Source organism: Arcicella rosea (assembly GCF_040543805.1).
GTDB classification, from domain to species: domain Bacteria; phylum Bacteroidota; class Bacteroidia; order Cytophagales; family Spirosomataceae; genus Arcicella; species Arcicella rosea.
Map to the genome: position 1 here is coordinate 193,781 of NZ_JBEUMS010000012.1, position 24,665 is coordinate 218,445.

Here is a 24,665-nt window from a genome sequence, read left to right on the forward strand (position 1 = left end):
TTTCCAACCTTTCCCCAAAGATTATCGTCTATAGTTGAAATCATCTTGTTCTTGACTGAACAGGAGAGGAATATTTTTTAACCAATGGATTGCTTTTAAATGTTTATCCTCTTAATCTTTCAAAATCTATCATGAAGAAGTTTTCATTTCTGTTAATGGCAATGTTCTCATTTGCCCTGATTTTTAGTTCCTGTCAAAAAAATGAGCTAGATGCTCTTTCAAAACCCGAAGACAGTTCCAATCCGAATACAAATGTTCCATCCGACAGTGTTTTTGCGGTAAGTATTAATGTGAAAATGGAAGTTGGTAGCATCGTTTACGATAGTGCTTCGACCAACATCACGGTTATTTCTTGGGATAAAAACAATGTTGCTCACGAAAAAGAAATAAGTATTAGCGCAAACAACAACAAAGTGTATTTGGTGAAAACTCATCAGAAATTCCAGTTTAAATTTCAAAAATGGGGAATTACTGAACAATTGACGTTTACAAAAGAGCAAATCAAAGAAGGAGATGTGATTAGTTTCGGAGGAAAAAGTAATCAAAAACAATTGAGCGCTGAAGAAAGCTTTATGGAAGCTGGCGGAGTAACAAGACCTTATTCTAAAGTAAATTATTTATATAACGAAAACGGTTTGGTGAAACAAATAGACTATTTTCAAGCAGAGAACTCGACGAATGACTTGAAATTTTCTTTCAAAATGGTTTATAGTTATGAAGCTGGTTTGTTGAATAAAGTAGCATATTTTGATGCTGAAAATAAATCTTTTGGTACTTCAGTACTTACTTATACTGCTAATGGAAAAATAGCAACTATCAAAGAAACAAAATATGGACAAACTGTTAACGCTACTTTTAAGTATGTAATAACAAATGATGTAGAAAACATTCTAGCCGAATATTCTTTCGATAATGGCAATAAAATGAATTATACCATCAAGTATAAAAATGGAAATATTATTGAAGACATCGCAACGGGTACTTCTGGCGAAGAAAGTGGGAAGTATGAATACGACTCAAATATCAATCCTTATGCACAAATGAATTTATACAGTTTGTTTTTGACGAACCTCTCAAAAAACAATAATATTAAGCAAGACAAAGTGTTTTCTGGAAGTATTCCATCCAACATTGCGTATAAATTTGAATACAAGTACGATACCAATGGCTATCCGACAGAGTTTGAAAAAAGCTTTAAAACTTATACCAGCAATACACACTTGTTCAAGATTAAAACGCTTTACAAATATTAATTAAAATTCATGATGTTAGAAGCCTTCGCCCCAAGCGGAGGCTTTTTTTATGAACTTAATTTATCAGGTTTGCACCCAAAAAGTAATCTTCTCAGCGAAAACTCTTTCTAGGAATAGATTTTTGTCGAGCATAATTTGTAACTTCAAACTTCATCAAACACTAAAATTAAATTTTCATCAATATGAAAAAGGCTACTTTTATTTTATTCACGCTAATGGGTTTTCAAGTCTCTGCACAGAAAATTATTCAGCGTGATCCCATCATCGAACAATTGGTTTCAGAAGTAAATGCTGATAGTTTAAAATCGCATATCAATAAATTAGTAAGTTTTGGTACACGTCATACGCTAAGTACAACAACCGAACCCAAAAGAGGAATTGGTGCGGCTAGAAATTGGGTTTTGAGCCGTTTTCAAGAATTTGCCAAACAATCTGAAGGTAGAATGACTGCTAAAATAGATTCTTGGGTTTTGAAACCAGATGGTAAACGAGTTGACAAAGACCAAGATATGGGTAATGTCATGGGAATTTTGAAAGGTACTGACCCAAATGATGATAGAATATTTTTAGTTTCTGGACATATTGATAGCCGAGTTTCCAATGTGATGAATCGAGAATCAGATGCGCCCGGTGCAAACGACGACGGTTCGGGAACTGCGACAGTTATTGAGCTGGCAAGAGTAATGTCTAAAGCTAAATTTTCTGCAACCATTATTTTCTTGGTCGTAAGTGGTGAAGAACAAGGACTTTTAGGTGCCGATTATTTAGCACAAAAAGCATTAGATGAAAAGTGGAATATCGAAGCCATTATGAATAATGATATTGTAGGTTCAAATAATAGTCATGATACTCGTATTATAGATAATACTCGTGTCAGAATTTTTAGTGAAGGGTTACCCGCTTTTGAATTGGATAAAAAGGCAGGAAGTATCCGCAATTTAGGACAAGAAAATGATGGAAAAGCTCGACAATTAGCTCGTTATGCGAAAGAAGTAGGCGAACGTTATGTTGATAACTTAGAAGTAGTAATGGTTTATCGTAATGATAGATTTTTGCGTGGAGGCGACCATACTCCATTTGTAAATCGTGGTTTTGCGGCGGTAAGAGTAACTGAAATGAATGAAAATTTTGAACATCAGCATCAAGATTTACGTACAGAAAAAGGAATTCAATACGGAGATTTTCCAGAATTTATGGATTTTGAATACTTGAGAAAAAATACTGCGATGAATCTAGCAACACTTTCCAATTTAGCAAAAGCACCAGCAACGGTTCAGAATTTGACGATTGATACTAAAAACTTGACGAATTCAACAACGCTTTTCTGGCAAACGCCAAAATCTGGCAAAGTAAAAGGTTATTATGTATTGATTCGTGAAACGTATCAGCCGTTCTGGCAGAAAAAAATCTTTACGACTAAAAATGGCATCAATTTACCTTATTCAAAAGATCATTACTTTTTTGCTGTTCAGGCAGTAGGCGAAGATGGTAATGAGAGTTTGCCAGTATTACCAAAGGTTGGGATGTAATTTTTTGCATAGAGAATAACAATGAATCTCCTTTTTCAAGATTTTAAACAATTTTGGAAAAGGAGATTTTTTTGTTGATTTTATAAATATTCCATGAATAAATATTTATTTTAGCTATTATTATTAAACCTTTCAAAGATTCAATGTAATTTCAAGGGATAATTTTGAAATTTATGCCAATCATTAAACACGCTGATTATCAAGCTCCTTTTTGGCTACCAAATGGTCATTCTCAGACTATTTTTCCTTCAGTTTTTCGTAAAATTAAAACTGTAAACTATCTGCGTGAAAGAATTATTACTCCCGACAACGATTTCTTGGATTTGGATTGGGCAAAAGCTAATCCTGAAATTGATAAGGACAACAAAAAACTTGTCATTTTATCACATGGTTTAGAAGGCGATTCTTCAAGACAATACATGATGGGAATGGTCCAAATCTTTACCAAAAATGGTTTTGATTGCTTGGCCTGGAATTTCAGAAGTTGTTCAGGAGAATTAAATAGAACTACTAGATTTTACCATAGTGGCGCTACAGACGACCTTGATTTGGTTGTAAAACATGCTATTTCAAAAGATTATCAACAAATATATTTAGTTGGTTTTAGTTTAGGAGGAAATCTTACCTTGAAATATTTGGGCGAACAATCAGAAAATCTGTCTTCAAAAATCAAGAAAGCAGTTACATTTTCTGTACCTTTGCACCTCTCAAGCAGTAGTCAGACAATCGGATGGCTTTACACCAAACGATTTAATGATTCCTTGAAAAAGAAAATTCTGGCGAAAGCAAAGCTTTTTCCAGAGCAAATACAAACTTCTAACATCTCGAAAATCAAGACTTTAAAAGATTTCGATGATTGTTACACTTCACAACTACATGGTTTCCAAGACGCAGAAGACTATTACGAGCGTAATAGTTCCTTATACTTCTTGGACAAAATCCAGATTCCAACATTAATTATTAATGCTCAGAATGACCCTTTTTTATCAAAGGCATGTTTCCCTTTTGAAAAAGTAAATTCTTTAGAACAAGTATTTTTCCAAGCTCCTGAAAATGGCGGACATTGTGGATTTTACCAAGATAATTACCAAGGAATTTTATGGTCTGAAAAAAGAGCTTTAGCGTGGATAAGTAATAATTAGATTTAAAACAATCAAGATAAACTGCCCAAAATCGGTAGTTAAGGACAATATGATTACCAAAACAGTCGAACAAAAAATAAATTACGTCATTGATTTTGACAGTACCTTCACAAAAGTGGAAGGATTAGATGAATTAGCTGCAATTGCTTTGACTGGTCATAAAGACCAAGATAAAATTGTAGGAGAAATCAAAGCCATTACCGATAAAGGCATGGCTGGAGAAATTGGTTTTGCAGAGTCCTTGAAAGCAAGAGTAGAACTTTTGCCTGCTAACAGCGACCACGTAGCTACTTTGATAGAATTTTTAAAAGGGAAAATCTCTAATTCATTCCTTAGAAACGAAACTTTCATTCGTGAAAACGCTGCTAATATTTATATTGTTTCTTCAGGCTTTAAAGATTTTATCGTTCCTGTAGCTTCTCAAATCGGTATTTTAGCTGAAAATGTATATGCCAATACTTTCACTTATGATGCTGATGGAAATATTACGGGTTATGATACCAACAATCTTTTATCGCAAGATAAAGGCAAAGTGAAATTGCTTGAAGCATTAAAATTTGAAGGTGAAATCTATGCCATTGGTGATGGCTACACAGATTATGAAATGCGTGAAGCTGGTTTAGCATCTAAATTTTTCGCTTTTACTGAAAACGTAGAACGTCAAAAAGTAACAGATAAAGCGGATGAAGTAGTAGCTTCTTTTGATGAGTTTTTATACATCAATGGTTTGACTCGTTCTCAATCTTACCCAAAATCTAAAATCAAAGTACTTTTATTAGAAAACGTTCACCCGAAAGCTGTTGAAGCTTTTAAAATTGAAGGTTTTCAAGTAGAATTATTGAAAGGTGCTTTAGATGAAGATGAATTAATTGAGAAAATCAAAGGTGTTTCAATTTTAGGTTTACGTTCTAAAACAAACTTAACCAAAAGAGTATTAGAACATCCAAATGCTAGTCGTTTGATGACGGTTGGCGCTTTCTGTATTGGAACAAACCAAATTAATTTGGATGAATGCGAGCGTCGTGGTATCGCCGTTTTCAATGCTCCATATTCAAATACTCGTTCAGTTGTTGAAATGGCAATTGGCGAAATGATTATCCTTACTCGTGATTTGTTGACGAAATCAAACAAAATGCACGAAGGAGTTTGGGACAAATCTGCTAAAAATTCTTACGAAATCAGAGGTAAAAAACTTGGTTTGGTAGGTTATGGAAGTATTGGTACGCAACTTTCTGTAATTGCAGAAGCAATGGGTATGCAAGTGTATTTCTATGATGCGGTTGATAAATTAGCTTTGGGAAATGCTAAAAAATGTAAGACTTTAGAAGAACTTTTGAATATTTCAGATTTTATTTCAATGCACGTGGATGGTCGTAAAACAAATGCGAATATCATCGGAGAGAAAGAATTTGAAATGATGAAAGACAACGTAATTTTCATTAACCTTTCTCGTGGACATGTAGTTGAAATTCCAGCGTTGGTGAATGCCTTGAAATCTGGAAAAGTTTGGGGAGCAGCAGTTGACGTTTTCCCTTATGAACCTAAAACGAACGACGAAGCATTTATTAATGAATTACGTGGTTTACCAAGAGTAATTTTGACACCACACGTGGGAGGTTCTACAGAAGAAGCTCAGGCAAATATCGGTGAATTTGTACCAAGTAAATTATTACAATTCATGAACAACGGAAGTACTTACGGTTCTGTAAACTTCCCAGAATTGCAATTGCCAGCTTTAGAAAATGCACACCGTTTATTGCATATTCACCAAAACGTGCCGGGAATTTTAGCGAAAATCAATAATATTTTTGCCAAATACAACGTCAATATTCAAGGACAATATTTGAAAACTACTACCGAAATCGGTTATGTAATTACAGATATTTCAAAAGAATATGCCGACGAAATCATCGAAGAATTAAAAGGAATTGATAATACGATTAAGTTTAGAATGTTGTATTAAGATTCTGAAAACAGCTTATATTTGTGCCACGTAAAGTGGCACAAATTATTTATACCCATCAATAAAGCATGATTAAGAAAATAACGATTCAAAATTTCTTTAGCTTTGGCACTGAACAAACCATCGAATTGAATGCTGATACCAATGTTCTTGTAGGAGTCAACGGAACAGGAAAATCAAATTTCATTAAGGTGCTACGTTTGTTGAAGGCTTATTTGACTGCAGGTGAATTTGAAAAGTTATTTCTGCAAAAATGGGGAGGCTTTTCTGGGGCTTGTAATTTTATAAATCCTGATGCTTCTCAAATTCACATACGTTATGAATTTGATATAAATGTTGTCAAGAACTTAATTAACGATTTCGTTGAAAATGATTTCCATATTGATTTTATGATAAAAAAAATTGGAAGCTCTTACGACGTAATTATAAGTGATAACGCTATCGAATTTACTGAGGAAATATTGCAAAAAATAGAAATCTATGACTACTTCGATACGTCTTTTGAAAGCTCAATAAGGCAACTTTCACCTTATTACTCTGAGGAAAATCTTTTAAGTGACGGCAAAAACCTGACAGCTTTATTGAGTTATTTGAATGGGAATTCAGTAAAAGCTTTTGATAAACTTGTAGAAGAGTTTAAAAAGATAAATTCAAATTTCAGGGAACTTGTTTTTACTACTCCTATTGCTGGTAAAAGTTTACTTTCATTAAAAGAAAAAAATTTAGATAGAGCCATTACTATTGAACATATTTCTGATGGAACGTTACGGTATCTGTTATTACTTTCTATTTTTTATAATCCTAAAAGAGGAACTGTCATTTGTCTTGATGAACCAGAAATGGGTTTACACCCTGATATGATTAATGGTATTGCCAGAGGCATTAAGTATGCCGCAGAAAACGGCACACAAATGATTATTGCTACACATTCGCCATTATTATTAAATGCTTTTGAATTAGAAGATTTGATGATTTTTGAGAAAAATGAAGCGAATGAAACGATTGTAAAAAAGGTTTCAGAAGAAGATTTTCCAGATTGGGAAGGAGAGTTTTTAGCTGGACAAATGTGGTTAAGAGGTCAAATTGGTGGTAAAAGATGGTAGAAATCAGTCTTTTGGTTGAAGGTGGGCTTCATCCTAACAGTAATGACAGTGCCGATACTTTTGATAATAGTGAAAAACTTCGTGAGAGTTTTCATCAATTATTATCTACTGGTTTAGACAATGCTGATAATATAAGTATTGAAATTGATATAAAGGGTTCTTATACCAGTGTTTTAAAAGCAATCAAATCTGAAAAAAGAGTAAGCTCAAATACTTTAGTTCTTTTGGATTTGGAAGGAGATGAAAGTCAAAGAGATACAAGAATCAAACAATATGAACTGGAAGAGTATAGGGATTCTGTATTTTTTATGATTCAAGCGATGGAAGGATGGATTCTTTCTCAACCAGAAGCTATTGAGCGTACTTGTCAGCAATATGAAAGAATTATTAAAAGTCCAATGTCTGAGTTTTCTCTGATTCATGGCATAAAGCCTGAAAGTATTGAAAAGCCAGATAAAGTACTAAATTCACTCTTACAAGAATATTTTCAATATGAAAAAGGAGGGAAGATAAAGAAAGTCAAATACGGGAAATTAAAGAATTCATATCTTTTAATAGAGCAACTTGATATTAATGAGTTAAGAAAGCAATTTACTGATGTTAATAATTTACTGAACAAGATTAACGATTTAACCATACATGCGTAAAACATACTTCACCCCCGGCCCGGCCGAATTATTTCCTACTGTAGAACAACATTATAGAGATGCTTTTGAGCTTCAATTAGGCTCAATCTCACATCGTTCAGCTCAGTTTCGTAGTATTTATCAGCATACTGTTGAGCAATTGCGTATTTTGATGAACATTCCTGAATCAAACGGAATTTTCTTTACAGGTTCTGCTACTGAAATTTGGGAACGTATTATCCAAAATACGGTTGAACACGAAAGCTTCCATTTGGTTAATGGTTCGTTTTCAAAGAAGTTTTTCGATTTCTCGAAAGAATTAAATAAGTACGCTCATAAGTACGAAAAACCTTTCGGTGAAGGCTTTGATTATGCAGAAATCACCGTTCCTGAATATGCAGAATTAATTTGTACTACTGCTAACGAAACTTCTTCGGGTGTGCAAATGCGTCCCGCTGAGATTCATAAATTAAAACGTGCCAATAAAGATAAGTTTTTGGCGGTAGATATGGTTTCTTCAGCGCCATATCCAGATTTAGATTTCAATACCATTGATACTGCTTTCTTTTCTGTACAAAAATCATTCGGAATGCCAGCAGGTTTAGGCTGTTGGATTGCCAATCCAGCAATGTTGGAAAAAGCTAACCGTATGAAAACGCACGAAAATCAAATCGGTACTTATCATAATTTACCTTCTTTATTCAAAAATTTCGAGAAATTCGAAACACCAGAGACACCAAACGTTATGGCGATTTATGTGTTAGGTAAAGTAGCCGAAGACATGAATAAAATCGGTATCGAAACCATTAGAAAAGAGACTGAAAAGAAAGCTAAATTACTCTATAGCTTTGCTGAAAAATCTGATTACTTAGAGATTTTCGTTAAAAATCCAGACCATCGTTCTCAAACAGTTGTAGTGGTAGATGTAAAAGGAAAATCAGCAGCTGATATTATCAAACAAGTACAAGCTGAAGCGAACTTTATATTAGGTTCAGGTTATGGCGACTTTAAAGCTTCACAATTACGCATTGCCAACTTTGCAGCAGTGAATGTTGAACAAGTTGAAGCCTTGATTGAAGTCATGAAAAAATAAATAGTTATTGCCTTAAAGTCTTTGAAATTTAATCATTCAAAGACTTTATTTTTTGTTATCCAGTACGATATTAGTACAAAATTTATCTCTCAACACTAAAATTACCTTTCCAATCAAAATCATAATCAATCAAACCTTTTAATACTATTATTCAATGGATTCAGTTGCTCAGACTTATACTTTTCGTTGGGGAATTATCGGTTGCGGAAAAATAGCCGAGAAATTTGCGGATGATTTAGTCACTTATGTTCCTAATGCTACTTTGCACGCTGTCGCTTCTCGTGATTTAGACAAAGCCAAAGCTTTTGGTGCAAAATACAATACTCCTCATGCTTTTGGTAGTTATGAAGAAATGCTAAAAAGTGGTTTAATTGATGTGGTTTACATCGCTACGCCTCATGCACAACATCATGAAAATACTTTGATGTGTTTGGAAGCTGGAATACCTGTTTTGTGTGAAAAAGCTTTTGCCATTAACACACAAATGGTTCAGGAAATGATTGCAAAATCTCAAGAAAAAAACCTTTTCTTGATGGAAGCTATCTGGTCAAGATTTCATCCTGCCATCAATCAAGTTGAAGAAATTATCAAAGCGGGTACAATTGGTGAAATCAAGCATATTGTGGCAGATTTTGGTTTCTTGGCACATTATGATGAAAATGCTCGTCTGTTTAATCCAGCACTTACAGGTGGTTCTTTATACGATATTGGTATTTATCCTTTATTCATCAGTAAATTATTGTTGGGCAAACCTTCTGAAGTAAAGGCCGTGGCTACTTTTGCACCAACAGGTGTTGATATGAATTGTTCGGTGGCTTTGGCTTTCCCGAATGGTGCTACAGCTTCTTTATTTTCAACTTTAGCCGCTGAAACAGATACTACTTGTACGATTTATGGTACTAAGGGAAAGATTTTTATTTCGGGCCGTTTCCATGAAACCTTTAGTTTTACCTTAAAATTAGCTGGCGAAGCACCACAAGTATTTCAAACAGAAAGAAATGGTTATGGATACAGCTATGAAGCTATAGATGTACAACGTTGTTTAACAGAAGGAAAAACTGAAAACGATAGACTTCCTTTACAATTTAGTTTAGAATTGATGGAATTGATGTGCGAAATCAGAAGTCAGATTGGACTAAAATATCCTCAAGAAGCTTAATTATTCGGTTTATGATATTTATATATCAGGTGATATTTCAAATTTTAATGTCACAGAAAAGCGGTCGGAAAACTAATTTCGACCGTTTTTTTATGATTGATGTACAATGAATTCCTACTGTTTGAGCGGAGCGAGTTTAGGAATTCTTGATTTTCTTTTGTTACTTTTCTTTTATCAAGAAAAGAAAAGTAAGAACAAGACGATAATCACTATAAAACCTTTGAAATGGTCTAATAGCTTACTACTTTAAGTGAAAATTTGGAATAATTCATGTTTCATTTCCACCAAATACAACATAAAATGGGATTATTAAGAAATATTTTCGGACCAAGTAAGGAAGAAATCTGGATACAATTGGAACAAGAAATCAATGCACAATTTATCATGAAAAAGAGTTTTCTGATAGATGATTCTAAAGTAGTGCTTGAACATAAAAATTGGACAATCGTACTGGATGTCTTTCATCGTTCTACAGGCAAAAGCACGATACCTTATACCAGAATGCGTTGTGCTTATGTCAACAAAGATGATTTTAGGTTTGAGATTTTCAAAGAAGGTTTTTTTGCAACAATAGGCAAGTACTTTGGCATGGAAGACATTGAAATAGAAGACAAAATCTTTGATGATACTTTTGTATTAAAAAGTAAGAATCCTGATAAAATAAAAGCTTTGTTCAAGGATGAAGACATCAAAAATAATTTTCTGGCATTGTCTAGTTTAGCACAATTTCAAGTAAAAGTTAAAGACGATGAAGGTTATTTTGGACAACATTTCCCTGAAGGAGTTGATGAATTATATTTAGAAGTGGTGGGTATCATTAAAGACATAGCACAATTAAAAATACTGTTTAAACTCTTTGCCGAAATTATGGATAGACTTTGCGAAATTGGTTCAGCTTATGAAACTCGCCCTGAAATTGATTTGAAGTAGCAATTTTCCTTCATTAAAACTCTGTAAGCTTAAATGAATATTGCCTACCTGTTTTCTACTATTTTTCACCCCCGAAAAATTATTTTGTAAGGTAGAAAAATATATTTTCACCCTTGAAAAATTATTTTGTAAGGTAGAAAAAAACATTTTCACCCTTGAAAAACTATTTTGTAAGGTAGAAAAAAACATTTTCACCCTTGAAAAACTATTTTGTAGGGTAGAAAAAAACATTTTCACCCCTGAAAAACTATTTTGTAAGGTAGAAAAAAACATTTTCACCCTTGAAAAACTATTTTGTAAGGTAGAAAAATATGTTTTCACCCCTGAAAATATTGTATTAAAGGTCTTTGTGTAATAAAAAAAGCGAAGCCTAAATTCATGAAGGAGTAAGGCATTTTACCCACAGGAGATATTGATTAAACCTTAATCTTCTCTGAAATTTTGTAGATGTCAAAGGCTACTTTTTGAAGGTCGATGAATTGTTCGGCGATAAGAAGGGTATCGTCATCTTCTTTAAAAACATGTTTAAGAGGAAGTATTTTTAAATCATTTCCAGCAATACTCTCATCTTTAATCAAGGTCATCATAGCTTCATTCAAAAGCTTTTCGCTGTTGGACGCAATTTCTTTCAAACCTTCAATCGCAGGAATTTCTTCTCTGTGTTCCATAACATACAATGCCAATGTTGCTACATAAGAAGACATCAAATGATTTAATACCGAAAACTTGTGGATTTCTTTGATACTCAGCTGTTTACTTTTAGGTTCAGAGAACATTCTTTGAAATGCCGAAGCTAAATTGGCACTGCGAACATATACTTCTTTACGAATAATTTTATAGGGAATCTTATCATATTGTTGTCCGAAATAATAAGTAGAAACTTGGTGATAGTATGCCAAGTTTACTTCTATCATTTCAACCAAAACTGTTTTGAGTTTTTGATGTTCCCAACTTGGTAAAAAAACGTGACTGGCAATAAAAGCAATGCTTCCACCGATAATGGTATCATATACTCTTTCAATAAAAATGGCTCTGCTTCCCATTCCTAAAAAATCATAGAGTATCAAAATAAAGGGCGTCATAAATAGTACGCTGACTACATAATTTTTCCGTTGGAAACTGTAAGCACCCAACATACAAATCAATAAAATAGCAAAAAGTACTGAACCGTCATCAACCCAAGAGAGAATACTCATGCCGACGATTGCCCCGATAATGGTTCCAATCAAACGATGATAATTTCTTTCTTTAGTCAAACTGAAAGCCGGCTTCATAATGACCATGATGGTCAGCAAAATCCAATTACTGTGTAAGAAATTATAAGATTGTGCAATGATAAAGCCAATTAACATCACAACCGATACTCTGATGGCATGACGAAAAATCTCTGACTTTAAAGCAAGGTTTTCTCTGAATAAACTGAATTCATATTCTTCATGTGAGATAAAATAAGCAGATTGCGTCTGACTTTTGGTCAATTTTCTGGCTTTTCTGTCTTTAAAATGTCCGTTAATCTTCTTGATTCTATGAAAGATATTTTCAACATTTACTTCAATATTCTTCAACGCTTGTACGCCACTTTCTTTGAATTCATTACCATATTCTCCTCTCTCTAAAGCTTCAATCTCAAGCTTTAAATCTCTAATCTCACGAGGTAATCTTAACGAAAGCTGAGGTTTGGTATCTGCCTTCAAAGCATAGCCAACTTCTTCAAGTTGGTCGGATAGATGTAATAAAACTGTTTCAAATTGTTTTAAAATACCTATTTCATCAAATTGTTTATGTAAAGTCTGATAACTATAAAAAGTTGACATGATTTGTTCAAACAAATCCATCACATCTACAAAAACGATGACTAAGAAACGTCCTTGTTGTGTTGATTCTCGAACGATTTCCCTACTTTTAAAGAGTAAATCACGAACAGCATTTTGTTTTTCATTGACTAATACTTGGCATTCCAGTAGTTTTTTATAGTTTTCATCGTAATCCATTCCTTCTTTATAAAAACCCGCTTTGATTCTCATGAAATGAGCAACTTCAATTACACAATCGCCCAAAGACTGCTGTGCTAAACGATAAGGCATGATTTTATACAAAGAAATACTGAGCGCAGAATACCATAAACCACCTGCAATGATATAAAGTGTATAGAGTAAAATTTCAGAAAAAGAGCGAATATCGCCAATTCCCAAAGTCATTACCAGTAAAGCTGCCGTACCGATTGAAGCAATACGGTTGCCATACACGTAAAGCATAGAAAACAGAAAACTGAAGGCAAGGATTAAAATACCAAGAAGATAAACAGAAGCATTAGCAAAGCCAGTTAACAAAGAAACGATAGACACCACTAAGGTTGTAACCAACATCGCATTTCGGCGATGCGTAATTGGGCCGGGTGTATCGGCAATACTTGCACATAAAGCACCCAAAGAAACCGTAATGCCTGTTTGTAATAAACCAAACTGAGATAAAATTAAACTAGGTACCAAAGCACCAAAAGTAATCCTGAGCCCATCACCGAAGTAAGAACTCAAGACAAAATTCTTGATTTCGTTGGTCGTTTGTTGTGTTTTTGAGGTCATGTTTTTTACTTAATTAGTGATTTAGCAAGTTGTAAATGTTTAAAAGAATTGTAATTATGAAGCTGTTTAAACTTTTTCATTTTCCTTTTAGTAGGTGAATTAATTTGCCTGTTAAAAGGAAAAAAAGGATTTAAAAAGCGATACAGATTAAGTCTTCCATTTTATTTTTCATACAACGTTTCTAAAGTCTCAAATCAGTTTTTGTAAAAATAGATAAAATATTCAAGAAACTATGACGAAGATTGCCACTTCAATTTTCATTATGAACAACATTTAATATATTGCTCCAAAAATGATAACCTCTCTTCTAAAAACAATATGTTCAAGAAATTACTGATACTCTGTTGCTTTATCATATTTAAGTTTGTTTTACAGTCAACCCTCATAGATGCTGGCTATGATTTACACAGAGATGAATATTTACATCTCGACCAAGCTCGTCATTTAGCTTGGGGATATTTGTCTGTTCCGCCCGTTACTTCTTGGTTTTCTTATATTGTACTCTTGTTAGGAAATGATATATTTTGGGTGAAGTTTTTCCCAACTCTTTTTGGTGTATTAACCATGATTATCGTTTGGAAAGCCATCGAAGAGCTCAAAGGAGGAATTTTTGCCTTGATTTTAGGCGCAACTGCCATTACGCTTTCAGTGATTTTACGGATTAATACCCTTTTTCAACCCAATTCTTTAGATATACTTTGTTGGACGTTTTTGTATTTCAGCATCTTAAAATACTTCAAAACACAACAAAATAAATGGTTGTGGATAGCAGGAATTACTTTCGCTTTTGGCTTTTTGAATAAATATAATATCGTCTTTTTATTGGTAGGATTATTCCCTGCTTTACTGATAAGTCCACAGCGAAAAGTATTCAAAAATCCACATTTATACTTGACTATTTTAGGAGCGTTTTTATTGATACTTCCGAATCTAATTTGGCAATACGAAAACAATTTTCCTGTTGTTCATCACATGGCATTACTCAAAAAGTATCAATTAGTGAATGTAAAAAGAACAGACTTTCTGAAAGAACAAATACTCTTTTTCTTATCATCTTTCTTTGTATTAATTGCTTCATTCATTTCATTTTTTAAGCACAAAGCTTTTAAGGAGTATCGTTTTTTCTTTTGGGCTTTTGTATTTTCTCTTTCCATTTTCGTGTATTTACAAGCAAAAGCCTATTATGCCATTGGTTTATATCCGATTTTATTAGCTTTCGGTTCGGTTTATCTGGAAAGTATCTTGAAAGAAGGATGGACAATTTACCTTCGTCCCGTAGCGATTTTATTGATAATCATTCTTTTTTTACCGATGATGAGAATAGCTTTCCCGAATTATAATCCAAAAGAAATACAACAAAGAACAGAGCTATACAAAAAGTTTGATTTGTTAAGATGGGAAGATGGAAAAGACCATACAATTCCGCAAGACTTTGCCGATATGTTAGGTTGGAAAGAGTTAGCCCAAAAAGTAGATAGCGTTTATGCTGGTATAGAAGACAAAGAACACACTTTAGTACTCTGTGATAATTATGGACAAGCGGGTGCCATCAATTATTATTCAGCTTTTAAACATATTAATGCTGTTACGGTGAATGCTGATTATATCAATTGGTTTCCGCCGCTTGATAAAACAGCAATCAAGAATATTATATTGATACAGTCTTCTGACGATGATGATAAAAATCGTGAAAAAGAAAGACCTCTTTTTAAATTGGTCGCTTTAACAAGGAAAGTTGAAAATCCTTTTGCCAGAGAATACGGTACAAGTATTTATTTACTAAAAGATGCAAAAGTACCAATCAATCATTTTCTGCTAGAAGATATTGAGGAGGAAATGAAAGATTGGAAAGATTAACGAAGAACTGATAAAGTAACATGAATAATGTCTTGATAAACAGCTTTATCAGCACCCGACTTTGCGGCAACTCTGATTCCTGAAATTGTATTGAACAAAAAACGAGCTAAGGCTCTTGCATCATTTTGGTTAGTAATTTCACCTAAGTCTTGTCCTTTTTTTACAAGATTATAGAATGCCTCTTCTATGTCTTGCATATTGTCTTTGACTATTTTATGAATCTCTGGGTCGTGGGGGGCTAATTCAATGGTACTATTTGTCATAAAACAACCTTTGTTGCAAACGGTATTGAGACTATCATTTGAAAGCATTTCCAAGAGTTGTTGAATGGTTTGTATAGGACTTGTAGATTGTTTTACCATATCAATTAAGCCTCCTGCGGCTTGTTTTCTGTATTGTTCTAAGGCAGAAATATACAATTGATGTTTATCTCCAAAAGTATCATAAATACTAGAACGGCTCAATCCTAAGGAATCTACAACATCCTGCATCGAAGCACCGTTATAGCCTTTAAACCAAAACAAATCTATTGCTTTATCTAAGATTTCTATTTCATTAAATTCCTTTGTCCTTGCCATGATATATCTTGTTTTAATATAAGTAAGAATAGCTTTGCCTGAAAATATTCGGCAAAGCTATTTAAGTGGAATGATTATTCCAAATTTAGACAAAAAATTAAATCACTACTGGGTTTACCAATAAGCCACCATCCACAACAAGTTCGGTACCTGTAATAAATGAAGAATCAGAAGAAGCTAAGAATACAACAGCCTTACCAATTTCACTAGCTTGCCCGAATCTATTTAATAAGATTTTCTTCCCAAGTATTTCACCAAAACCTGCTACTTCTTCATGTCCTAAACCTAATTTACCATAAAGAGGAGTTTCTACAGGACCAGGAGAAATAGCATTTACACTGATTTTTCTTGGGGCTAATTCTGTAGCAAATACTCTATTGAATGCTAATATAGCGGCTTTACTACCAGCATACACGCTAGAGTTCGGCATACCAACATGGGCATTAATTGATGTGTTGAAAACAATTGAAGCACCGTCGTTTAAAATAGGTAAGAATTTTTGTAAGGTAAAGAAAACGCCTTTTACATTAACATCCATAATGCTATCATAGTGTTCTTCAGAGGCAAACTCAAGTGGGGCAAAAGAAGCAATACCAGCATTTAAGAAAATAATATCAATTTTACCATAAGTGTTTTTTACTTCTTCAACCAATTTATCAATTGATTTCAAATCTGCTTGGTCTGCTGCAATTGCCTTGGCATTAAGTTCTGTAGCAGCGGTTTCAAGCGAAGCTTTGTTTCTACCTGTTATAATTACTGTAGCACCTTCGGCACTTAATTCTTGAGCTGCTGCATATCCGATTCCGCTATTACCACCTGTAACGATTGCGATTTTATTCGATAATTTGTTCATTTTTTTGTTTGTTTAAATTCCAAGTTTCTTATTTGGAATGTTTGTTCCGTAAAGGTAATAAATTTGGAATGAACATTCCAAATTAAATTAAAAAAAAGATGAAAAATATTTTTCCACCTCTTTTTTATATTGAAAAATGCTTATTCTTGAACAGTAACCGCCATCAAACCAATAATTACATCATTACAAAGTGAAATTACTTCAATAGATTTGATTGGTTTTGAAAGAATAGGGAATTGATAGACATTAGCTGCACCGCCATCAATTGCCATATTGCTAAAGCCTTTGATACTTGTATGTTTGGCTAGTTCATTCACAAATTCTCCTGATTTTAATAACAATCGTGTTGGGCGTGCTGACTGAGAGTATTGAAATGCTTTTCCATCATAAAAGTAATCTTGCTCGATTGGCCACCAATTGTTTGGATTGTGTAATTCAAAAGTAGTTTGTTCACCACTTTCGTATTGAACAATAATTTTTCCATTCACCATTTGACTTTGCATTGGGTTTGTTGTTCCAACCATTAACAAATGAATATTTTTACCTTGTACTTTTTCTTTGGGAAGAATCAGTAAAGTATCAGGAAAATTATCCCATTTACTCGCAAAAGCAATATTTACTTGGTTGCTATCGGTAGGAGTAGTAAATGGAATTTGCTGATAATGAATTAAACCATTTTGTTGCTTTGCTTTTTGACGAAGTCCAGAATCATCAATATTGGCTACTACCAAAGGATAACACCAATTACCAATTCCTTGAATCGGTAATTGTAAAGTAGCACTTTGTGGTCGTGGAGATAAATACTTGTTTTTAAAAATACGAGTAACTTTATCGTTGAAAGAACTGCTTAAATCAATGGTTTTATATACTTGATTTTCAGTAAGATTTTGTTGTTTTTGATGAACAATTTCGACTTTTCCTTTTACTAGATTATTTGTTTTAGTATTGATTTTATTGCCTTCAAATAATACCTTCACCAGAAAGCTTCTACCTTTTTGCGTGCTAATTTCAAGGATTGGTTCATCATTCCCGTTAGTTTTCCAAGTAAATTTTGTTGGTTTACCATTTACTAAAACCGATTTTACTTTTGTGTATTCTGCTGGAATACTGAGGATGATTTCAGTATTTTTCGTCCAAAAGGTTTTTATTTCGTACTCATAGAACTTAGCAGTTTTCTTGAAATTAAACTGAATGTCGCTCGTTTTAAGATTTGCATAAACCCATTCATTTGGGAAACCCGGTTGGATAAGTATTTTGCTTTCTAATAATTGTGGTCTGATTCCAAATAAACCTTCTACCAAACTTCTGCCAGCCATGCCTATACCATCAGCAAAATCTCTATACAATTCTCCTCTGATGGCATCTAAACTTGATAATTGTTCAAAACCACCTGGCGAAGCAGAAGTATAAAGACTTTCGATGAGGGTATTTCGCCAAATTTCATAAGCTAAATTTTTATTGCCTGCTTGCCAACAAGCTAAAGAAGTATGCAAGTTTTCGCCCAAAGCTACATTATTGATACTCCAAGTATAAGGTTGCCAATTAGTGGTGCTGAGTTGATAGAAATTTTGTTTGAGTGCTGGAATGCTGTAAGGAATATGAGGAATGTTATTTTCAACATATTTTGTCATAAGGTATTGTTGCTTTGGCGAAGCCGCTTGTGCATCGATAGCATGATAGATTGTCCAAAGTCCAGCCGAAGGATGCGTTAATTGCAAACCTAAAGCATCTTTGTATTCAGCAAAACAACCTGTTTCATCTAGCCATAATTTTTCTTGCAAAGCTTTATAAATCTTGTTGGCTTCTTCTTCATAAGGTTTGGCATTTTTGCCTAATAATTTAGCCAAGAAAGCCGCCGAACGAAATGCCCGATAATTATAAGCCGTAGAATGGGTAACTCCACCGCCACTATATTGCAAAGCATCACTTGCCCAAATACAGCAATAAGCATCGTAAAGTCCATCGTTATCAGCATCAAAATTATGTTTTTCCCAAGCCAAATGTTTTTCAATCGTCGGCCACATTTCACGGAGATAAGTAGTGTCGCCAGTCCAATTGAAGTGATTTAAGAGTTGGTCGATATAAACCAAATTCATGTCATAATGATGCGCACGAATATCTCCATTCGGATTTCTACAGATATATCCTTCTGTAAAAATACCTTTCCCAATTTTCTCAATTTGACGAGCCAAGTGCATCGCAGAATCTGGAGAAGAATGTGTTAAAGGAAATTCATCACTAACCTGAGATTTTGCATAAGCAGTGAAATGCGTTTTTGCTCTATCATGTTGCCCAAGCACATCAGCAATATAAGGACCACGCCAAGCAGGCAAACGCATACGCCAAGCAACAGCTCCGTGCATATAAGTTGGACTATCCCAAATGGCATCGGCAGCCAAACTTAATGCTTGTCCCATCGGATTCAATAAAGTATCAGGCGTTTTAATTTGAATCGTATTGACAATTTTCTGACGCAATACTTCATTTTGCTTTTTAAAAGAAGGAATTTCTGTATAAGTAATATCAGTACTATTTCCTTTTTGAATCAAGATAAATTGCTCCGTCTTTTGTAAATCGCCAATACTCATCAAGCATGGATTAGTGATTTTATCAGCAAAGTTTTTGACAGACAAAGGCGATTGTTGTGAAGTAGCATCTGTAATTGCTAAAGTATAATTGCTAGGAAAAAGTCCTGAAACAACTTGTGTAGAATCTTTAGGCTGATATTGAATTTGAAAAGTATTTTTCGAGAGCTTGATTTTATTTTTGCTACAATTTTCAGCTTTTAAATAGAAACTACTTTCTGGGTCTGCACCAATATCGCCATCTCTTGAAAACTTCTTTGCCGTAATGCCACCAAACAAAGTTAATATTTGGGTTTGTTTGGGTTCATTTCCTTCATAATGATATTCAATCAACATGGCTTCATGCGTGTAAGTGGCTGTTACTTTCAATATCAACATAGCATCACCTAGTAATTCATCTTGAATTTTATAGTGCATTGCTCCATCTTGATATACTGTTTGAATTTTCTGTGCTTCCGAAAGCCATTTACTTTTTGTGCCATTCAATAAACCGATTTTACAGTTTCCACCCATGCCGGGCAAATACAAAGCAAACTCTGGGAAATCACCAGCTTCTACTCTGAAAGCAGAATTGCCACCATACAAAGCTCGATTGAATTTTTGTTTTGGATTAACACAAACAAATCCATTTCCCTGAAAAGGTTGATAATGTAAGTTTTTGACAACAGGTTTTATTTGGGCAGTAACCTGAATAGAAAATAGGAGGGAGCAAGCTAAGAATAGATAATATTTCATAAATCATTTCATTTGAGAGTATTGTAAACATAAGGCTAAAAATGCCTTTTTTTACCCTATTCCTGAAAATTAAATGATTTGTAGAACGACTTTACATTCATTTGATTGTATTATCAGCAGTTCATTGTCCGTGTCTCTAGCCGTTGTACGTATGCCTAGCCGTTGTCCGTGTCTTCACGGACAACTATTTGTTGATTGTTTATCAAAAAAGAAGTTCGTGGAGATAAGATAAACTTTGAATAAATATTAAGGACTCTTCTTTTCTTCCATTCTTAACAATAACTTTTCTAAGTTGTCAGCGTCTTCACTCCATCTTTGGGGATTTGTGATGATGTATTGTTGGCACTTATGTAATTCATTTTCAAAACGAATAATATGTTCCCAATAATTTCTTTGCCAAACTTTTGCAGACTGTTGTTGTATTAAATGATTGTCTTTTAAATATTTATAAAAGTTGTAGAAGACTAAAGATTTAAAGCTCCCAATGATATTTCCCAAAAGAGTATGTTTAGGGAATTTTAGAATAGCTTCATCTTCATTAATCTTATTTCTTTCTATATGAATAATTGCATGAAGATGATTTGGCATAATTTGAAAAGTATCTATCGCAACGTAAGAAAAACGATTTGGAATATTTAACCATTCCTTTTCAATAATTGAGCCTAAGTATGATAGATTCATTTGTTGGTTTACAATTTTGCCAAAAATATTTTCACGATTGATTGAACAAACAGTAATAAAATATGAACCACCAGCAGAATAGTCATGGTTTTTGTAGCGAATAGAATGTCTTGATTTTTTGTTTGGCATAGGATTAAGTGTAAAATTTTTTTGCTAATTCGTTTTCGGCAACCGTAAAGGATTGCCGCTACATTTTTTTGAAATAAATACAGAGATAAACCGATTACAAACCTTGTAGCGGTAACCCTTGCGGTTACCGTTTATTTATATCCGAAAACAATTTATAAAGACACAACCTTCACCAAAGAAACCTATTTTAAATCTCTTGATTTTATTTCCGTTTCAATCTGCTTTAAGATATAAGAACAGATAAAAAGAGCAAAAGAAAAGCTTCCACAAAGTATAAGCAAATTATACTTGTTACTTTTTATAGCAAAGTATATTAGCCCAAAAGTTGTAATGAGCGTTATAATACTGAGAATGCCCACAAAGGCTTTAAACTTTTTTTGTTTTGCTTTTAGCTCTTCTAAGGTTAATTCTTCGAACTTTCTGTTTTCTTTCATAAGGATTATCTTTATTTAGGTATTAGGAAGCATTTAATTAAACATTCAGCCCTTGTCCGTGTCTTCACGGACGACTATTTGTTGATTTTGGTGGCGTTTTAATTATTTATCAAAAAAGAAGTTCGTGGAGATACGAACTTCGGCAAAGCCCATTTTACAAGCTTGTTTTCTTCTTAATAGTCCCAAGTTTATAGTCAATTTTATTGTTTTGGTTTCCAGTTATAGTATCAAAATAAAAGTGTTCTCTTTTTACTAAAAATTGTTTGTCATTTATCCACTTTATGTCAACAGGTCCCCACGTAGTTTCTTTAGAAAACTCTTCTCTCAAAGTATCATTTATCAGAGAATAAAGTTCAATGCCATTGAAACTGTATCCAGCTTCTAAGTCAGAATTAATAGTCAAAAATTTATCTTTGTTGATATAGGGAAGCCCACTGATGTATTTTTTAAAACCATTACGTCTGTTGACCATTAACCAACAGTTTCCTTCACTCCATTGTACTCGAAGCAAATAATAATCAATCTCTTTGAAGTAATGCTCGAAATTGAACCCCTGGTCATTTTTCTCATCCCAAACAGGAAACTTAAGATTTTTACCGTTTGCAAGTCTTAAAATCAATGTCGAATCTTTTGTTGTAAAGTATTCTGAGAATCTAGTTTGTAAGTAATTCTGAATTTGTTTTGCACTTTCATGCGAATTTTCAATAGTGTCAGTTAATGATATTCGATTGTTGAGGTCGCCGAATATGTCAGTAGCTTTGAAAGATTTTGCATCTTCAAATGTGATAAAATAGCGATTAGTAACAATACGCTCTAAATCAGAAACTTTTTCTTTTTCAGAGAGTAGTTCTTTGCTATTTTGAGGAAATGTTTGTCCACCCAAATGTTTCTTATCACTTTTTTGTCTGCATGAAGCGAAAATTAAAATTACTAATAGTATTATTTCTTTTTTCATCTTTATTGGGTGTTAAACATGGCGTATTTGCTTGTTGACTCAGCCATTGTCCGTGTCTTCACGGACGATTATTTATTGATTGTGATTATTTATCAAAAAAGAAGTTCGTGGAGACACGAACTTCGGCAAAAGAACAGCGAGGATATAATGATTATTTGAAAACGTTATTTGTAAATATTTCTGACCTTATAACTCTAGCTTGACGACTATTTGTTCCAGTGTACATATAAGAGTAATACGTTGAATATTCATTTTCATCTTTAGGTTTATATTTGTTTTCAAGAATTCTACTTTCTAATTCTAGTAATTTTGTTTTTATATCAGCATAGTTAACATTAGTTTCTTTGCAAAGCTCAATTACTAATGTGAAAAAATTGGATTTTCTATACCAAATAGAATCTTCTTTTAAATTCAAAGCTTTAATATTTTGTAAAACTTCGATTATAGTTTTTGAAATAATTTCTTTTTTTTGAAATTCATCATTATTTGATGAAATCATTTTTTCAATTTCAGTATCTCTATTGAAATAGCCACCAATTTCTAAGGTTGTCATAACTGATAAAATAAAATGTAAGTCTGACATTCTTGACATTTCAGATTCACTAAAAATTGGAATATGCTCTTTTTCAACAGACTCTAATATTTCTTTTGCAGTATTTATAAATTCGCCATCGTAAACTGCGTTTTGAATTTCAACCTGTTCTAAACTAAATTTTGTTTGGTTTATACGTTTAAAAATTTCTCGTATTATTTCAGGAGATACATCTTCTAGATCTCTAATAACAACTTTATAGTTTAGAAAATCTTCTTGAGAGTCTTTTGGTAAATGTCTAAATTTTTGAACTAATTTTCCAAATATTTTGGAATCTTCCGGTTCATCAATATATTGGATTAATGTACTTAATCTTTGTTGCCCATCAACCACGACTTCTTGTGTTTCTATTTTTTCAATATCAATACCAGATTGAGCAGTATATATTTCTGGAAATGGTAAACCCATTAATATTGTTTGAATAAAAGCCTCTTTATGCTTTGTTGACCAAACAAACTTTCTTTGAAAATCGGGTTGTAAGATTAATGATTTCTCTTTAATTCTTTTGTAAAGTTCACTAATTTTCTTATTACTTGGACTTGATGGTATTTGCTTTGCCATGTTAATTTTTTGTTATTGAATAGTAATAATCTTCAACGCTTTTGGTATAATACTTTTCTAAATAGTCGTAGTTTTTAAATAAACCTGCTGAAACTTTATAATTTCCAACCTCGGAACGATTATATGATAATGATTCAAAAAAATTAAACCATTCAGATTTAAGTAAATCTACTTGAAATGAAGTAGGTAATTTGTCAGGTCTCATCCAACCTTTGACTAAATATTTTAAAAATTTATTATATATGTTGAGTTCTCTTAAAGCGACAGTTCTCTGCTGTCTATCTAATTGATATTGATAGTCAGATATTTTTAAATAAAAAGTTTCAAACAATTTTTCATTTACAATAACAACATCAATATCTGAATCATAATTAAATTGAGTCCCTTTAAAATAACTGAACCCTAATTTTGCAGAGCCGACTATAAAAACTTCATGAAATCCAACATTAAATTTATTTGCAATTCTATTCCGAAATTCAAAGTAATCATCCTCCCTATTTCTAAATACTTCAGGAATACCATGAAATAAATATTTTTGAGTAAATATTAGTCTTTTTTCAAAAGTATCTGCCCTTTTAATGATTTCTTTAATTTCTTCTTCTGTCATTTTAGTATTTAAGATTATCTTCTGTCGTATTTTATATTTTTAAGGATAACTTTAGTTGCCCGAAGAAACACTGGTAATTGTAAGCGTAAATAAATCAGCCCCCAACTTACCCAAACCCAACAAACTTCCCAAATTATCATACGATAAATTCCCAAAAACTTATTAAACGGTAAAACATCCTCAAAACATAGCCTTGTTACTCAACAATAAAATGCCTCAATCCTACATAACTTTCAAGCAAGATTTCAAGGAAATGGATTCACTTTAATCGCTTATGATGATGACTGTATTAGCTATTTTGTAAGCTTACAATAAAGTTTTGTTGACTTACAATGCTTCATTGTAAGTCAACAAAATTATTTTGCATGGTTACAAAACTTTTTTGTAAGCTTACAATAACATTTTGTAGGCTTAAAAATTTCATTGTAAGTCAACAAAACTTTTTTGCATGGTTGCAAAATTTCATTGTAAGTCAACAAAACTTTTTTGCATGGTTACAAAATTTCATTGTAAGTCAAAAAAACTTTTTTGCATGGTTACAAAATTTCATTGTAAGTCAACAAAACTTTTTTGCATGGTTACAAAATTTCATTGTAAGTCAACAAAACTTTTTTGTATGGTTGCAAAATTTCATTGTAAGTCAACAAAACTTTTTTGCATGGTTACAAAATTTCATTGTAAGTCAACAAAACTTTTTTGTATGGTTGCAAAATTTCAT

20 protein-coding genes are annotated in these 24,665 nt (G+C 32.9%); 11 read left to right on the top strand and 9 right to left on the bottom strand.

Features of this window, described 5'->3' with window-relative positions; translation table 11 throughout:
• Nucleotides 1-131: 131 nt before the first annotated feature.
• The 9 genes from ABID42_RS16235 (at nt 132) to ABID42_RS16275 (ending at nt 10,798) form a co-directional block, all read left to right on the top strand.
• Entirely contained in the window at nt 132-1,253 is a 1,122-nt protein-coding gene (locus tag ABID42_RS16235) for a hypothetical protein (protein ID WP_367284557.1), read from the top strand.
• A gap of 182 nt (nt 1,254-1,435) precedes the next feature.
• Nucleotides 1,436-2,782, top strand: a complete 1,347-nt coding sequence (locus tag ABID42_RS16240) for a M20/M25/M40 family metallo-hydrolase (protein WP_367284558.1) — start codon at nt 1,436-1,438, stop codon at nt 2,780-2,782.
• A 173-nt stretch (nt 2,783-2,955) separates the two neighbouring features.
• Nucleotides 2,956-3,924, top strand: a complete 969-nt coding sequence (locus tag ABID42_RS16245) for a YheT family hydrolase (protein WP_367284559.1) — start codon at nt 2,956-2,958, stop codon at nt 3,922-3,924.
• Nucleotides 3,925-3,973: 49 nt separating this feature from the next.
• Nucleotides 3,974-5,887 carry a phosphoglycerate dehydrogenase gene (gene serA / locus ABID42_RS16250; protein WP_367284560.1) on the top strand — a complete coding sequence of 638 codons (1,914 nt, stop codon included), beginning with the start codon at nt 3,974-3,976 and terminating at the stop codon, nt 5,885-5,887.
• Nucleotides 5,888-5,955: 68 nt separating this feature from the next.
• Nucleotides 5,956-6,990: an AAA family ATPase gene (locus tag ABID42_RS16255; protein ID WP_367284561.1), complete on the top strand. Its 1,035-nt coding sequence runs from the start codon at nt 5,956-5,958 to the stop codon at nt 6,988-6,990.
• Nucleotides 6,984-7,637, top strand: coding sequence for a DUF4276 family protein (locus ABID42_RS16260; protein ID WP_367284562.1), 654 nt, complete (start codon nt 6,984-6,986; stop codon nt 7,635-7,637). Before ABID42_RS16255 ends, ABID42_RS16260 begins: the two co-directional genes overlap by 7 nt.
• On the top strand, nt 7,630-8,709 hold the full coding sequence (locus tag ABID42_RS16265) for an aminotransferase class V-fold PLP-dependent enzyme (protein ID WP_367284563.1): 1,080 nt from the start codon (nt 7,630-7,632) through the stop codon (nt 8,707-8,709). Before ABID42_RS16260 ends, ABID42_RS16265 begins: the two co-directional genes overlap by 8 nt.
• Before the next feature lie 154 nt (nt 8,710-8,863).
• Nucleotides 8,864-9,868, top strand: coding sequence for a Gfo/Idh/MocA family protein (locus ABID42_RS16270; RefSeq protein ID WP_367284564.1), 1,005 nt, complete (start codon nt 8,864-8,866; stop codon nt 9,866-9,868).
• A gap of 300 nt (nt 9,869-10,168) precedes the next feature.
• The gene (locus ABID42_RS16275) at nt 10,169-10,798 is read left to right on the top strand and encodes a DUF3137 domain-containing protein (protein ID WP_367284565.1); all 630 of its coding nucleotides are present in this window, start codon (nt 10,169-10,171) and stop codon (nt 10,796-10,798) included.
• 416 nt (nt 10,799-11,214) lie between these two features.
• Here ABID42_RS16275 and ABID42_RS16280 read toward each other — a convergent pair whose 3' ends face one another.
• On the bottom strand, nt 11,215-13,380 hold the full coding sequence (locus tag ABID42_RS16280) for an FUSC family protein (protein WP_367284566.1): 2,166 nt from the start codon (nt 13,378-13,380) through the stop codon (nt 11,215-11,217).
• Between the two features lie 318 nt (nt 13,381-13,698).
• Between ABID42_RS16280 and ABID42_RS16285 the strand changes: the two genes are divergently transcribed.
• Complete coding sequence (locus ABID42_RS16285; protein ID WP_367284567.1) at nt 13,699-15,237, top strand: glycosyltransferase family 39 protein; 1,539 nt, start codon at nt 13,699-13,701, stop codon at nt 15,235-15,237.
• On the opposite strand, the gene ABID42_RS16290 is transcribed toward ABID42_RS16285, so the two are convergent.
• From ABID42_RS16290 to ABID42_RS16325, 8 genes are all read right to left on the bottom strand, one after another.
• On the bottom strand, nt 15,234-15,815 hold the full coding sequence (locus ABID42_RS16290; RefSeq protein WP_367284568.1) for a TetR/AcrR family transcriptional regulator: 582 nt from the start codon (nt 15,813-15,815) through the stop codon (nt 15,234-15,236). The genes ABID42_RS16285 and ABID42_RS16290 overlap by 4 nt on opposite strands.
• Before the next feature lie 97 nt (nt 15,816-15,912).
• Complete coding sequence (locus ABID42_RS16295) at nt 15,913-16,668, bottom strand: SDR family oxidoreductase (protein ID WP_367284569.1); 756 nt, start codon at nt 16,666-16,668, stop codon at nt 15,913-15,915.
• Nucleotides 16,669-16,808: 140 nt separating this feature from the next.
• On the bottom strand, nt 16,809-19,988 hold the full coding sequence (locus ABID42_RS16300) for a DUF4450 domain-containing protein (RefSeq protein WP_367284570.1): 3,180 nt from the start codon (nt 19,986-19,988) through the stop codon (nt 16,809-16,811).
• Nucleotides 19,989-20,234: 246 nt separating this feature from the next.
• Nucleotides 20,235-20,798 (bottom strand): hypothetical protein, encoded by a 564-nt coding sequence (locus ABID42_RS16305; RefSeq protein ID WP_367284571.1) that lies wholly within the window; start codon nt 20,796-20,798, stop codon nt 20,235-20,237.
• Nucleotides 20,799-20,980: 182 nt separating this feature from the next.
• Complete coding sequence (locus ABID42_RS16310) at nt 20,981-21,232, bottom strand: hypothetical protein (RefSeq protein ID WP_323256006.1); 252 nt, start codon at nt 21,230-21,232, stop codon at nt 20,981-20,983.
• A gap of 154 nt (nt 21,233-21,386) precedes the next feature.
• Nucleotides 21,387-22,187, bottom strand: a complete 801-nt coding sequence (locus tag ABID42_RS16315; RefSeq protein WP_367284572.1) for a hypothetical protein — start codon at nt 22,185-22,187, stop codon at nt 21,387-21,389.
• Nucleotides 22,188-22,338: 151 nt separating this feature from the next.
• On the bottom strand, nt 22,339-23,340 hold the full coding sequence (locus tag ABID42_RS16320; protein ID WP_367284573.1) for a DUF262 domain-containing protein: 1,002 nt from the start codon (nt 23,338-23,340) through the stop codon (nt 22,339-22,341).
• A gap of 1 nt (nt 23,341) precedes the next feature.
• Nucleotides 23,342-23,947, bottom strand: coding sequence for a hypothetical protein (locus tag ABID42_RS16325; protein ID WP_367284574.1), 606 nt, complete (start codon nt 23,945-23,947; stop codon nt 23,342-23,344).
• 365 nt (nt 23,948-24,312) lie between these two features.
• On the opposite strand from ABID42_RS16325, the gene ABID42_RS16330 reads away from it, so the two are divergent.
• A partial coding sequence (locus ABID42_RS16330) for a hypothetical protein (RefSeq protein WP_367284575.1) occupies nt 24,313-24,665 on the top strand: 353 nt, incomplete at its 3' end.